Genomic DNA, 15,326 nt, shown 5'->3' with positions numbered 1-15,326 from the left:
TTAAAATGTTTAATGGTAAAACACTACTCATAACAGGTGGTACTGGTTCTTTTGGTAATGCTGTTATGAGAAGATTTTTAGATACAGATATAAAAGAAATCCGCATATTTTCTCGAGATGAAAAAAAACAAGATGATATGAGAAAACTTTATAAAAATGACAAACTTAAATTTTATATAGGTGATGTACGTGATTTAGCAAGTGTGAAGAATGCAATGCATGGTGTTGATTATATTTTCCACGCAGCGGCACTTAAACAAGTTCCGTCATGTGAGTTTTTTCCTTTAGAAGCAGTAAAAACAAATGTTTTAGGTACGGAAAATGTCTTGAATGGTGCTGTGGAGAGTGGAGTAGAAAAAGTGATTTGCTTGTCAACTGATAAAGCTGCTTACCCTATTAATGCAATGGGAATCTCAAAAGCGATGATGGAAAAAGTTTTTGTAGCTAAAGGAAAAACAGTGGATTCAGATAAAACTCTTATTTGCGGAACGCGCTATGGAAATGTAATGGCTTCTAGAGGGTCTGTAATACCACTTTTCATTGAACAAATCAAAAGTGGTCAACCCTTAACGGTCACTGATCCTAATATGACAAGATTCTTGATGAGCCTTGAAGAAGCTGTTGAACTAGTGGTATTTGCATTTGAGAACGCTGAAGCTGGAGATATCATGGTACAAAAATCACCAGCGTCCACTATTGGAGATTTAGCACATGCTATTAAAGAGTTATTCAATGCTGATAATGAAATAAAAACGATTGGTACACGTCATGGTGAAAAATTATATGAAACTCTATTAACTAGAGAAGAGCACGTTGTTGCACAAGATTTAGGCGGTTTTTATAGAGTACCTGCTGATAAGAGAGATCTTAACTATGATAAGTATTTCGAAGAGGGTGACCAACAGTTATCTACCGAAGAAGAGTATAATTCTCATAACACAGAGAGATTATCTATAGAGGCGGTAAAGGATAAATTGTTAAATTTAGATTTTGTTCAGGATGAATTGAAAGGTTGGAATAAATAATGAAGATACTCGTAACCGGAGCAAAGGGTTTTATTGGTAAAAATCTTGTAGCAGAATTAAGAAACCAAAATTATACTGATATCTATGAGTATGGTAAGGATACTGATCCTAGTTTACTAGACGATTATTGTAAAGAAGTAGATTTTGTGTTTCATCTTGCAGGAGTTAATCGTCCCAAGGATCAGTCTGAGTTCATGGATGGTAACTTTGGATTTACGTCAACTCTGCTTGATACGTTAAAAAGGCATCAAAACACTAGCCCGGTTATGATTTCTTCATCAATCCAAGCTGATTTTGATAATCCATATGGTATCAGTAAAAAAGCAGGAGAAGAATTACTCTTTGAACACAGTAAAGAAACAGGAGCAAAGGCTCTAGTATATCGTTTTCCTAATGTTTTTGGTAAATGGTGTAAGCCCAACTATAACAGTGCAATAGCCACATTTTGCCATAACGTTGCTCATGATTTACCTATCACTATTAATGATCCTAGTGTTGAGATGAATTTGGTATATATTGATGATGTAATCGAAGAATTGATCAATGCTTTAAATGCTAATGAGAATTCGTCAGGTGATTTTTGTAAGGTTCAGGTAGTCCATGCTGTTACCCTCGGGAAAATTGTCGAATTGATTTCTTCATTTAAACAAAGTCGAGAAGAACGATCAGTTCCAGATATGTCAAATACATTCACGAAGAAGTTGTATAGTACCTATCTCAGTTATTTACCAGAAGATGAATTCAGTTATGACCTTAAGATGAATGTAGATCATAGAGGCTCTTTTACAGAGTTTATTAAAACTCCAGAAAGAGGTCAAGTTTCTGTTAACATATCTAAACCAGGTATCACAAAGGGGAACCATTGGCACCATACAAAAAATGAGAAGTTTCTTGTCGTAAGTGGTAATGGCGTGATTCGTTTTAGAAAAATTGAATCCGATGAAGTTATTGAATATTTTGTCTACGGAGAGAAAATGGCAGTAGTAGATATACCTACTGGCTATACCCACAATATAGAAAATCTAGGGGATACCGATATGGTCACTATTATGTGGGCCAATGAGCTCTTTGACCCAGAGAAGCCTGACACTTACTACTCGGAGGTATAATGGATGAAAAAATTAAAAGTCATGACAGTTGTTGGAACTAGACCAGAGATAATAAGATTATCGGCTGTAATTAATAAACTAGAAGAATCAAATGCTATAGAACATACACTTGTTCATACGGGGCAAAATTATGATTATGAATTAAATGAAGTGTTCTTTAAAGATTTTAAATTAAAGAAACCGGACTATTTTCTAAATGCAGCTACCGGCACTGCTGTAGAAACAATAGGTAATATCCTAGTGAAAATTGATCCTGTTATGGAAGAAGTTGAGCCAGATGCTTTTTTAGTATTAGGTGATACGAATAGTTGTTTATGTGCAATAGCAGCTAAGAGAAGGCAAATTCCAATCTTTCACATGGAAGCAGGAAATAGATGCTTTGATCAAAGGGTACCTGAAGAAACAAATCGAAAAATTGTTGATCATACAGCAGATATTAATTTAACGTATAGTGATATAGCCAGAGAGTATCTTTTAAGAGAAGGTTTACCTGCAGATAGAATTATTAAAACCGGAAGTCCTATGTTTGAAGTACTTAATTCTCGTAAAGAAGACATTGAAAAATCTAATGTGTTAGAAGGCTTAGGTTTAGAGGTAGGTAATTACTTCTTAGTTTCTGCTCACCGTGAAGAGAACATTAACTCGAATGTCAACTTTTTGAATTTAGTAGCTAGCTTGAATGGAATTGCAGAAATATATAGAGTGCCAGTTATCATCAGTGCACATCCACGCACACGTAAGATGATCGAAGAAAAAGGGATTAAATTTAATCCTCTAGTGCGTATGCTTAAGCCACTTGGATTTAATGATTATAATAAATTACAAATTAAATCAAAAACAGTATTAAGTGATAGTGGTACTATTAGCGAAGAGGCTTCAATCTTAGGTTTTAAAGCTTTAAACATTCGTGAAGCTCATGAAAGACCCGAAGCAATGGAAGAGGCCGTAGTGCCAATGGTTGGCTTGGAACCTGAGCGGGTTATGCAAGGGTTAAGCGTATTAAAAATGGAAAAAGAAGATACATTAAGATTAGTTAAAGATTACTCTATGCCCAATGTTTCAGACAAGGTATTAAGAATTATATTATCATATACAGACTACGTTAATAAAAATGTATGGAGAAAGTAACCTAAGTAATTTCTGTGGTGGTTAGGTAAATTGTTAAATCCACTACTAGTTTTGGAGGAATTAAGATATGTCCAAGATTCTAAATGTTGTAATTTTATATGATAATGAAGCTGAAGTATATGATTACGCTGTTCAATTGTCAAAGCAGGAAATTCATGATCAGCTTGCTTTAATAATAGTTGTGAATAAAACAAATAAGAGTAAGTTCAGACTAATGTCAGATAAGCTTAGTAATTTAGATATGTTTATAGAAATTCATACTCCTGACAAAAATTTGGGTTACCTAAATGGTTTAATATATGGATATGAACATTATATAAAGAGAAATGAGAAACCGAAATTTGTCATAATGAGTAATACCGATATTGAATTTGCGGATAATACCTTTATAAAAAAACTAATAATGACGAATTATGATGAAAATGTTTGGTGTGTCGCACCTTCCGTTTACTCTCCAACAAAAAAATCTTATGATAATCCGCAATATAAAACTAGATATACTAAATCTTCTTTAGATAAAAGAATTTTTATTTTTAATAATCCTTACCTAGGTTACCCCTATGTGAAATTGTCTCAATATAAGGCTAGGTTTAAGCGGGCAAATAAGCAAGATAGTTGTTATGTATATTCAGCTCACGGTTGCTTCTTTATTATTAAACCGGAGTTGGCGGATATATTAATTTCTAGACCTTATAAAGGATTAATGTATAGTGAAGAGGCGTATATAGCAGAACTAATTAGAGAGAGTGATAAGCGTTGTTTCTATGACGCCAATATAGAAGTACTACATTTAGAGAGTACTGTTACTAGCAAATTAGCTTTTAGAAAGAAGTCTAAGTTTATTGCGGAATCACTTGAAATCGTACGAGATGAGTTTTTTTAATTGAGGTGAATGGTTAGTATGAGTGTTTTATTTATATCAAACATTGAAAAAAGCGAAACCGAAGGTATTTATAAAAAAGTTAAACATCAAGCCATGGCTGCAAGTAGATATAAGAGTGTTTGTTATTTAGTTTGTAAAAAAAATGGTCAAGTATTAATATCGAAGTTTGTTAATGGAGAAGAAATGGAATTGGTAATACCTAATAAAAAAATATCCTCTAATAATCATACTTTATATTTGAATATTTTATTGGAGTCAAAAAAAATAATAAATGACGAAGTAGATAGTATTTATATTAGACATGCGTTAATTCCTAGATTTGAATTATTAAAATTATTATTATTTGCAAAGAAAAAAAACAAGAAAATCATTTATGAAATACCAACATATCCCTACTTTGGTGAACAATATAAAGGAAGTAAGAATAAAGTAAAGACTTCTCTTAAATTAATGGTAGAGTGTATTTTGTGGCCATTAATATATATATTGATAGATAAATGTGTAGTTATACGAAGCAATAGTAATGTTAAAATATATAAAAAAATGTTTAATATTACAAATGGAATAAATACTAAATTAATCAAAGCAAAATTATGTAAATATAATGACTACGAATTTCAAATATTAGGGCTAGGTACAATATATAATTATCATGGATATGAGAAGATACTATACAGCATTAAGAACTGTGATGGTAAGATTGGGCAAAAAATAATAAAATTTCATATAGTAGGCGAAAGTGAATGTATTGAAAAACTTAAATTATTAACTGAGAGTCTTAATATAGAAGATCATATAGTATTTCATGGAAAGCGAACCGGGGAAAACTTAGATGAAATCTTTGATAATGTGGATATTGCAGTAGGTTGTTTAGCTTTATATAGAAGGAATGCCGATATAGATACTACTTTAAAAGTAATTGAATATCTTGTTAGAGGCGTGCCTTTTATTACAAGTGGTCATATTGAAAATGTGAATCCTGTGAAGAAAACATATATTAAAATTCCAAATGACAATACTCCAGTGAACATTAAAAATTTAATGGATTTTGCAGATAGTTTGAGTTTTCAAGATCTTAGTATTTCTAGAGAAATGGCTATAAAGAATTTTGACTGGGATTATATAATGAAGGATGTTTTGAAATAGAAATTTTGATTTAAGGAGGTCCAAAGTTGGAGCCTTATGGTATTAAAAATAAAAAAGAGGTTTCATTACTTGAGTTGGCTTTTTTCATTTTTACAATGATATTTTTTGTGCAGTTCAATGATATAGATTTGAGAATAATCATTTGCTTTTTTTGGATTATTAAATCTATTATTTTTGCTAAAGGGCATGTATTATTAAATAAAAAAATTACACGTTATTATCTATTTTTCTTAGTTATAATTAGTTATTCTTTAATCGTATTATATCTAAATGGTAATTATAACTTTTTTATTTCATTTAGATATATAAGGGCAGTATTAACATTTACAACAATTTTTATTTATCTCTCAGTGCATAGAATTTCTCCTAGATCACTAATAAATGCATCATTAATTGTATTTTCTATTCATTCGAGTGTAATATTATTGCAAATTTTATTTCCTAATGTAGAACAATATACTTCTTTAATTAATGGTTATTCTAAAAAAGCTTTAGAATTGCGTGGTAACGGATTAGTTTCAGGGTATGATTTTGCTGGAACTTACTTAAATATCGCGATTTTCATTGCTATTATAAGTTATATCAAAACCTCAAAAAAAATATATTTCTTGTTAAGTGCTTTCTTTATAGTGGGTGTATTTATGACATCTAGGGTTAGTATAATAGTAACGGTTGTTTTATTAATTTTGTTAGTATTCATAGCTCTGAAAAATGGTAAAAAGCTATTAAGTTTATTTTTGATTGGCACTCTAAGTTTAGTTAGTTTTGGTGTTGTAATATTTTTAGTGCTTTCAATGGATATAATGCCAGGTGTAAGAAATTTTATACTCCAATTATTCCCGTTTTTATATGATACTTATGCTGATATGGTACATAGCTATGCTAACTATGAGATAAAAGATACTATTATGAGCCAAGTAGGATTTCCATATGAGACTAAATATATATTTGGAATTGCAGAGAAAGCTCCTACTGATCCAGGGTATCTACATACTATATATTCAATAGGTTATGTTGGGTTGTTAGTTGTATATAGTTTTTATGTTTATATATTTATTAAGTGCTTAAGAAATATAAAACAAACATTTTTATTAAAACAAAATGTTTACTTAGAAATTATTAATTATTCCACAGCTATCATAGCTTTATTAACTATCACAATGGAAATTAAACTCAGTTTTATGTTTTCTACAGGAATGTTTGAATTAATGATTATATTTTTCCTTGTTAACATTATTAATAAGGAAAGAATCTTACAGTGATAATTTTTTAAAACCTAAGACTTTACAAACTGATTAGAGCCACTGGCATTATTAGAGTTTAATGAAGTTCTAGGATTTTATAATTAATACTCTTATTTAGTTTGAAGATATTTACACTCAAAAATGTAATGCTTCGAATAGAATGAAAAATTCGAATGACTTTATTCAAACTTTAATTAATAAAGCAACCACATAGGTAACTACTGACAAATTAGATTAAAGTTATCTATACTTCTTTACTAATTACAATATAAAAATCTAATATTTCCTATTAACTTATTTTTTATATAGAAGAGAGGAGGATCCTATTATTTATAATTTTTGCTTTGTAATACTACATTATGAGGTATTGGAAGAAACTATTGAATGCGTTAATTCCATCAAAGATAATGTTGATTATAATTTTTATTCTATAGTAATTATTGATAATAATTCGTCGAATAACTCTGGGAAACAATTAGAAGAAAAATTCAAAAGTAATAAAAATATTTATGTACTTTTAAATGAAAATAATATAGGGTTTGCAAAAGGTAATAATATAGGATATCTGTTCGCTAAAGAAAAGCTAAATGCTGACTTTGTAGCATGTATTAATAATGATACTATAGTTGAGGATCCTCAGTTTATTAAGAAAATCACTAACCTTTATGATTCAAAAAAATTTCATGTAATGGGCCCCGATATTATTACAATTGATGGGAAACATCAAAATCCGTATAAATTAAAGGGAATTAGTTTAGAAGAAATTAATGATTATATAAGGAACTATAAGAAAAATCTATTAAAGAGCTTATTGAAAGTAAGGCTAAGAAGAATTAATCTTTGGAGAAAATTGCTGAAAAAAGTCAGAAAATCCCCACCTGAGGATTTTAATAGACTCCATTCTGCAGTAAGTGAAGATATTGTGTTGCACGGGTCAGCGTTAATATATTCTCCTCTCTATATAAAAGATGAGGAAAACGCTTTTCACCCGGGAACGTTTATGTTTGGAGAAGAGCATATTCTATATCACAACTGTAGACTTAAAGGGTATAAAATTGTATATAGCCCAATTACTAGTATATTCCATAAAGAAGATGCTTCTACTGATAAGGCACTAAAAAGTGATTCTAATAAATTGAAATTCATCTATAAAAATGAACTGGATTCTTATTTAATCTTAAAAGACATCTTAGAAAGTGAAAAAAATAAGAGGTAATAAATGATAAATAAGACTGGAAAAAGAATTAATTATAAAATCATTTCAAGTACCGTGAAAACTTTTCAATTGTTATTATAAGTTTAATTTCTTATTATAAATTGCTACCTTCAACAATTTTGGGGAACAGTTATAAACATATAATTGAAACTTTAAATGAACGGGATAGCTCAATCAATTACCGAAATTAGAGTTACAATCTCTAAGATGGCAAGAATTGGCGTTAAAGGTGTTATAAAGGATATATTAGTAAAAATAGATGGAGGTTAAACAAATGAAAGGAATAATTCTAGCTGGTGGGTCTGGTACACGATTATATCCGTTAACAATGGTGACAAGTAAACAGTTGCTACCTATTTATGATAAACCGATGATATATTATCCTCTATCCACATTAATGTTACCAGGTATTAAAGATATACTTATTATATAAACTCCTGAAGATACACCACGCTTTGACTCATTACTTGGTGATGGTTCTCAGTTTGGGATTAACCTAGAGTATAAGATTCAAGAAAGTCCAGATGGCTTAGCCCATGCATTTATCCTAGGTGAGGGATTTATTGGTAATGATTCAGTCGCAATGGTATTAGGAGACAATATCTATTATGGGAGTGGCTTAAGAGAAAAACTGCAAAAAGCAAGTAAAAAAGGAACTGGTGCTACAGTTTTTGGATATCATGTTCAAGACCTTGAACGATTTGGCGTTGTTGAATTTGATGTAGAAGGCAAAGTATTAAGTGTGGAAGAGAAACCCGAAGAACCAAAGTCAAACTATGCAATAACTGGTTTATATTTTTATGACAATCGTGTTGTAGATATTGCGAAAAATGTCGTGCCTTCAGAACGAGGGGAACTGGAGATAACATCTATTAATCAAGCTTTTCTGCAATCTGGAGAACTTAATGTGGGATTATTAGGTAGGGGATATACCTGGCTAGATACAGGCACACACGAAAGCTTGGTTTCGGCTACAAACTTTGTACATACGGTTGAGGAACATCAAGGTATTAAAATATCAGCTCCTGAAGAGATTGCTTATGTGAATGGATGATTACGAAAGAAGACTTAGCAGAATCTGGAAAACGTTTTAATAAGACCGGCTATGGTAAATATCTTTTAAAAGTAGCAAAAGGTGATATTAAATACTAAAAAAAAGGGGTGAACAATATGAAACTAATAGACACTGAATTACATGGAGTAAAAATACTTGAACCTTCAGTTTTTGGAGACCACCGCGGATGGTTTATGGAAACCTACAGTGATACAAAATTGAAAGAAGCAGGTATGAATGAATTTTTGTTCAAGATAATCAGTCTTTTACAGCAACAAAAGGAACATTAAGGGGATTACATTATCAACTTAATCCAAAAGCACAAGCTAAGCTGGTCCGTTGCACGCAAGGAGCTATCTATGATGTGGCAATTGATATCAGAAAGGCAGTCCAAATTTTGGCGAATGGTTTGGAATCGAGCTAAATGAAGAAAATAAAAAGCAGTTATTGGTTCCCAAAGGATTTGCGCATGGCTTCATGACTTTAACAGAAGATGTAGAAGTGCAATATAAAGTAGATAATGATTATTCACCAGAATGTGATCGAGGAATTATTTGGAATGATCCAATTGGAATCGAATGGCCAATTGATATAAAGCCAATTTTATCGAAAAAAGACGAAAAAGCTCCATTACTTGAAGAAGCAGATAATAACTTTTCATATAGGATGAAATAATGAAGATATTGGTAACGGGCGCCACAGGACAACTTGGATATGATGTTGTCCGTGATGGTAATAACCATGGCATGGAAATGCATGGAGTGGGAAGCAAAGATTTGGATATAACGAATAAAGAGGCGGTTAACCATTATGTCAAAGAGTTAAATCCAGACGCAATTATCCACTGTGCTGCATATACAGTAGTACGGATTATGTCTTTGATGGTAATGGTGATTCCTTATTTGAAGAATCGTCTGAAATAAATCCAGTCGGATATTATGGGTTTACGAAACATGAGGGTGAGAAGATTGTAAAGAGTCTACTAGATAATTCTTTTATTGTTCGTATATCTTGGGTGTTCGGTATAAATGGGAATAACTTTATTGATACCATGTTACGTTTAGCTGAACGTAAAAATGAAATAAATGTAGTTGGTGATCAAATTGGCTCGCCAACCTATACTTATGATTTAGCAAAGTTGTTACTTGAGATTATCCAAAGCGAAAAATATGGAACATACCATGCGACGAATGAGGGTTACTGCAGCGGGGCTGAATTTGCGACTGAAATTTTTAAGCAAAGTAACAAAGAGGTAAAAGTAAATTCTATTACAACAGAGGAATACCCTACCCGAGCAGTGAGGCCAAAAAATTCATGTATGTCAAAAGAAAAATTAAAAGCTAATGGATTTAACTCTTTGCCCAAGTGGCAGGATGCCTTGGCGCATTATCTTGATGAACTAAAAAAAGAGGTGAACTAATATGGAAAGAAAAAAGTTACTTGTAACAGGTGGAGCACGATTTATTGGTGGTAATTTTGTCCAATATATGGTTGATAAATACCCTGATTATGATATTTATAATCTTGATCAGTTGACGTATGCTGGCGATTTAACAAAGCATAAGCAGATAGAAGATAAAGTTAATTATCATTTTATAAAAGCAGATATAGCGAATAGAGAAGAGATTTTTAATCACTTTGAAAAAGAGAAGTTTAACTATGTCATTCATTTTGCAGCCGAGAGCCATGTGGACCGCTCATTCACAGACCCTGAGTATTCATACATACCAATGTATTGGGAACACAGGTGCTTCTTGATGCGGCAAAAGAATTCAAGCCAACTAAATTTGTTCATGTCTCAATAGATGAAGTTTATGGTGAATTGGAATTTGATCCTACTACATTTTTTACGGAAGAAACACCACTTCAACCAAATAGCCCATATAGTGCAAGTAAGGCATCATCTGATCTTTTAGTTCGTGCTTATCATGAAACGTACAGTTTGCCAGTTAATATTACCCGTTGCTCCAATAATTATGGCCCTTACCATTTTCCAGAGAAATTAATACCTCTTACTATTTCTCGTGTTTTAAATGATGAAAAAATTCCAGTTTATGGCGATGGAAAGAATATTCGGGACTGGTTGCATGTACATGACCATTGTGCTGCAATTGATTTAGTGATGAATGAGGGCGATAGCGGAGAAGTTTATAATGTTGGTGGACATAATGAGAGAACTAATTTGGATGTAGTAAATACAATTATAAAAACACTAGATAAATCGGACGAGTTGATAGAGTTCGACGGATCGTTTAGGTCATGATAAGCGTTACGCAATAGATCCTACTAAAATAGAAAGACTGGGTTTGAAGGGACTTATGATTTTGAGGTTGGTATTGCTCAAACTGTACAGTGGTATTTGAATAATAAAGTTTGGTGGAAGCAAATTTTAAGTGGAGAATATAGAGAATACAATCGAATACTAACTAAATAGAAAGTAATTGATTGGAACATGTATCTTTGGTATTAATTGCGCTAAAATATTTGATACGTCAAAGAAAAACTAAAAGCAAAATAATTTAATCCTTTATTTAAATCCCAGGGTGCTTTGAACATAGTTGAATTAATACATGAATATGTTATTGAAATGAATATTGTAAGATATAATTGGAGGGTTAATGGTTATTATGAAAAAGCAATTAGTTATTATGGGGGCTTTTGATCGTTATAATTTTGGTGATTTGCTATTTCCTATTATTATTCAAGAATATATAAACAAATATAGACTAGATGTTAGGAAACATTATTCTGAAATAGTTCCAGTTGCTTTAGAGAAGAAGGATTTAAGTGATGCAGGGGGATTAACTACACATGCATGGAAGGATTTAAATCCTAATACGGCTAGAGATATTATTGTAGCAGGTGGAGATGTTCTAGGAGCAAATACTTCAGGGTTATATATGGATTCTTTGAACTCTTACAATGAACATTTTATTGCAAGAGTTATGCGGAAAATTCTTACTAATAAATATATAGAGAATAAGGCTGCTGAGAAATTTCAAGTAACTAATCTATTACCTTATGTACCTATCCAAGGATTAAATAATGTGGATAATATAGTTTATAATTCTGTTAGTGGATCCGGATTGATAAGTGGTGAAATAAAAAAAGATGATAATAAAATAATAGTTGACAGACTTTTGAAATCAAAATTTGTTTCAATCAGAGATAAAAATACACATAAGGCTATATTAAATAATGGTGTAACTGCCAAATTGGCACCAGACTCTGCTTCTATTGTAAGAGAATTATTTCCTTTAGAAGAGTTAGAAACAAAAATTACAGATGATAAAATTATTAATTTAAAAGGAAAAGATCATATTGTATTTCAATTTGGTTTACGGAAAAGCAAAAATCATTTCGATGAAATTGTTTCTCAAATTGAGGAAATAGCATCTCAAGGTGATAATGAAATAGTCTTATTACCTGTAGGATTTGCTACAAATCACGATGATGTTATTGCACTAAGGAAAATATCAAAGAAAATAAAAGTCCCACATACATTTTTCGATGAATTAACTATATGGGAAATTATGTACATAATCGGAACGGCTAAGTTTTTATTTGGAACAAGTTTGCATGCTAATATTACTGCAATGTCATATAATGTACCACATATAGGCTTGAATAAGAATATTGTAAAACTAGATAAATATTTAGAAACATGGGGTCTAGAACCACTAAATAAGAATATAGATTTTAGTGAAATGAGTTCTTTCTTTTTTAAAAACAAAAATTTTGATAAAACAATTATATATCAAAACTCTAATAAATTAATTAAACTTACACATGACAATTTTAATGAGTTATTTGATAATTTACTAATAGATTAAATGTCTATAATATCACCAAGTTTAGTAATCTTGAAGAAGTGGGATAAATAATGAAAAAGATATACGGTATTAAAAATTCTAAGGCTTCAGGTCCTATATTATTATTAGGAGCACAATATATTACTAAGATAATGGGACCATTAGTTGCCCTTTTGGTAGTTAGATATTTAGGGTCCGAGGATTATGGTTTGTATGCTTCAGCAATTGCTGTTACATCTTTCTTGTCATTTTTACCGGATTTTGGTCTACAACAATCTACCCTTAAGCTATCTGTTAATTCCAATGTTAAAATTAGTGAATTGATAAAATTAACTGTAAATACCAGTATCGTGTACACTTTGATAGCTTTTATTTTATTATATTTTTGGTTGAACGAATTTAATTATGATAATACAGTAAAATTAATAGCCTATATTGTTGGGATAAGTTTTTTTCGAAGTTCTATTATGATGGTAATGACTACATTGTTACAGATTAAACAAAAATATTCTCGCATCGCTAGTTGGAATCTAATAATTAATTCTATGCAATGGATATTAACAGTAGTATGTATTATTATGAAGGTTGATATCTTTCAATTAGTTTTTTGGCCTCAGGTTTTTTCCTTCTTTATTACGGTAATATTATTTATTTGGGAAGGAAGGAAAATCAAATTGTTTTCAAAGTTTACTTCATTGAAAATAAAAGGAACATATAAGCAATTAATTGGTCAGTCCTTAGAGTTTGGTACTGCTGGATCAATGCAACAAATGTATCATCGTTCAGATGCAGCGATATTATCGGCATTCAGAAGTCCTCTAGAAGTAGGATATTTTTCAGTTGCAGTAAAAATTACAGATTTGATAAATTTCTTTCCAGGAGTATTATTTAATCAGGTCTTATATCCAAAGTTTTTCAAGTGGAGTAAGGATAATAGAGAAAAATATTTAATTTTTTATAAAATGATTAATAAATCAATGCTAATTCTAGGGATATTAGCTTGTAGTGTATTATTATTGTTTACGAAAGAACTTGTATATATTGTTTATGGTAGTAATGAGGTATCTTCAGCAATTTTTTTGAGCATTATGCTATTTGGAGTTCCTTTGCGGTTTGTTGCAAGTTCAATTGGAGCAATTCTAACAACAGATAATCTCATAAGAAAAAAAATTAAAATTCAATCAATAATAGCTATAGTGAATGTTGGGTCTAATATTATATTTGTTCCTTATTATGGGGCTATAGCAGCGGCGATATTAATGGTGATAACTGATTTCTTGTTATTGATAGGATACTTAATCTTTACAAATAAGTATGTGACTAAATCACATTTTAGTAAGAAACTTCTATATAATCTACCTTTATTAATTGGACTGTTAATATTGTCAATTTTTATAGCTGAACTTCCATTTGTATATAAGATATTAACAGGTACGCTTACTACAATTATCTATATAGTCATTTTGTTTTTCAGTTTTGAAAAAGATGAGTTTACAGTAATAAAATCTCTGTTTATAAAGAAAAGGTAAAACTTTATTTGCTAGAAATTAATTTTTATAGGTTAAAGTTTAATATAAATAATATGAATCAGGAATAAGTATTCCTAAATTCTGCGTTTTTTGGTCCATATATAAAGTGTGTTGTTCAGTTTAGTAGAAAATCAAAATACATGTCAACTTATAATGCCAATTAAATAAACTGTTAAAAAGTTTATGATGGTTGTTGGAAGAAGATATGAAAAACCTGCATATTTAATTTGAGATAAAAATAGAAGTTTAGGGTTTAATAAATTTAATAATAAAAATAAATGTTGGAGCGTGGTCATATTGAAAGGAATTATCTTAGCCGGTGGAAGTGGAACTCGTTTACACCCACTAACAATGGTGACTAGTAAGCAATTATTGCCAATATATGATAAACCAATGATTTATTATCCTTTGTCCACTTTGATGCTGGCAGGGATTAAGGATATTCTAATTATTTCCACTCCTGAAGATACTCCTCGTTTTAGTTCATTACTTGGAGATGGTTCTCAATTTGGAATAAACCTAGAGTATAAAGTTCAACCAAATCCTGATGGATTAGCACAAGCATTTATCATTGGTGAAGAGTTTATTGGTAATGACTCAGTAGCAATGGTATTGGGTGATAATGTTTATTATGGTAGTGGTTTAACGAAGATATTAAAACGAGCAGCCGAAAAAAAAATTGGCGCAACAGTCTTTGGGTATCATGTTAAAGACCCTGAAAGATTTGGGGTAGTTGAATTTGATGTAGACGGTAAGGTTCTAAGCGTGGAAGAGAAGCCTAAGCACCCTAAGTCTAACTATGCAGTAACTGGTTTATACTTTTATGATAATCGCGTTGTTGAAATTGCCAAGAATGTTGAACCTTCTTCTCGTGGGGAACTAGAAATCACATCTATAAATGAAGCATACTTACAGTCGGGTGAACTAGATGTTGAGTTGTTAGGTAGAGGTTACACGTGGCTAGATACTGGTACGCATGAAAGTTTAGTCTCAGCTACAAACTTTGTTAAAACTGTCGAGGATCACCAAGGAATTAAAATATCTGCTCCAGAAGAGATTGCCTATGTAAATGGATGGATAAGCAAAGATAAGTTAATTGAGTCTGGGGAGTTATTTTCTAAGACTGGATACGGCCAATATCTCTTGAAAGTAGCAAATGGTGACATAAAATACTAGATTT

At 31.0% G+C, this 15,326-nt stretch carries 10 protein-coding genes and 4 pseudogenes; all 14 read left to right on the top strand.

Translation table 11 applies throughout. From position 1 onward, the window contains the following. The first annotated feature begins 5 nt into the window (after positions 1–5). The 14 genes and pseudogenes from LD272_RS08425 to rfbA (LD272_RS08360) all read left to right on the top strand — a co-directional run bounded on the left by LD272_RS08425 (position 6) and on the right by rfbA (LD272_RS08360) (position 15,322). Complete coding sequence (locus tag LD272_RS08425) at positions 6–1,025, top strand: nucleoside-diphosphate sugar epimerase/dehydratase (RefSeq protein ID WP_226036159.1); 1,020 nt, start codon at positions 6–8, stop codon at positions 1,023–1,025. Next, a complete protein-coding gene (locus LD272_RS08420) occupies positions 1,025–2,134 on the top strand; it encodes a capsular polysaccharide biosynthesis protein CapF (RefSeq protein WP_226036158.1) in 1,110 nt (369 codons plus the stop codon). The genes LD272_RS08425 and LD272_RS08420 overlap by 1 nt, the downstream gene beginning before the upstream one ends. Positions 2,135–2,137: 3 nt before the next feature. Then, a complete protein-coding gene (gene wecB, locus LD272_RS08415; protein ID WP_226036157.1) occupies positions 2,138–3,262 on the top strand; it encodes a non-hydrolyzing UDP-N-acetylglucosamine 2-epimerase in 1,125 nt (374 codons plus the stop codon). Between the two features lie 67 nt (positions 3,263–3,329). Continuing rightward, on the top strand, positions 3,330–4,145 hold the full coding sequence (locus tag LD272_RS08410; protein WP_226036156.1) for a hypothetical protein: 816 nt from the start codon (positions 3,330–3,332) through the stop codon (positions 4,143–4,145). A gap of 18 nt (positions 4,146–4,163) precedes the next feature. Continuing rightward, a complete protein-coding gene (locus LD272_RS08405) occupies positions 4,164–5,291 on the top strand; it encodes a glycosyltransferase (protein WP_226036155.1) in 1,128 nt (375 codons plus the stop codon). Between the two features lie 26 nt (positions 5,292–5,317). After that, a complete protein-coding gene (locus LD272_RS08400) occupies positions 5,318–6,553 on the top strand; it encodes a hypothetical protein (RefSeq protein ID WP_226036154.1) in 1,236 nt (411 codons plus the stop codon). A 307-nt stretch (positions 6,554–6,860) separates the two neighbouring features. Then, positions 6,861–7,751, top strand: a complete 891-nt coding sequence (locus tag LD272_RS08395) for a glycosyltransferase (RefSeq protein ID WP_369413954.1) — start codon at positions 6,861–6,863, stop codon at positions 7,749–7,751. Between the two features lie 274 nt (positions 7,752–8,025). Next, a pseudogene (gene rfbA / locus LD272_RS08390) lies at positions 8,026–8,903 on the top strand (glucose-1-phosphate thymidylyltransferase RfbA). A gap of 18 nt (positions 8,904–8,921) precedes the next feature. Then, positions 8,922–9,480, top strand: a pseudogene (rfbC, locus tag LD272_RS08385) (dTDP-4-dehydrorhamnose 3,5-epimerase). Then, positions 9,480–10,225 (top strand): annotated as a pseudogene (locus LD272_RS08380) (SDR family oxidoreductase). The pseudogenes rfbC and LD272_RS08380 overlap by 1 nt, the downstream one beginning before the upstream one ends. 1 nt (position 10,226) lies before the next feature. Next, positions 10,227–11,239: pseudogene (gene rfbB / locus LD272_RS08375) on the top strand (dTDP-glucose 4,6-dehydratase). A gap of 193 nt (positions 11,240–11,432) precedes the next feature. Next, entirely contained in the window at positions 11,433–12,638 is a 1,206-nt protein-coding gene (locus LD272_RS08370; RefSeq protein WP_226036153.1) for a polysaccharide pyruvyl transferase family protein, read from the top strand. A 50-nt stretch (positions 12,639–12,688) separates the two neighbouring features. Beyond that, positions 12,689–14,146, top strand: coding sequence for a flippase (locus LD272_RS08365; RefSeq protein WP_226036152.1), 1,458 nt, complete (start codon positions 12,689–12,691; stop codon positions 14,144–14,146). 297 nt (positions 14,147–14,443) lie between these two features. Further along, complete coding sequence (rfbA, locus tag LD272_RS08360; protein ID WP_226036151.1) at positions 14,444–15,322, top strand: glucose-1-phosphate thymidylyltransferase RfbA; 879 nt, start codon at positions 14,444–14,446, stop codon at positions 15,320–15,322. Positions 15,323–15,326: the final 4 nt, after the last annotated feature.

It is taken from the genome of Aquibacillus saliphilus, from assembly GCF_020404745.1.
Classification (GTDB): domain Bacteria; phylum Bacillota; class Bacilli; order Bacillales; family Amphibacillaceae; genus Aquibacillus; species Aquibacillus saliphilus.
This window is presented reverse-complemented; position numbering and strand designations above follow the sequence as displayed.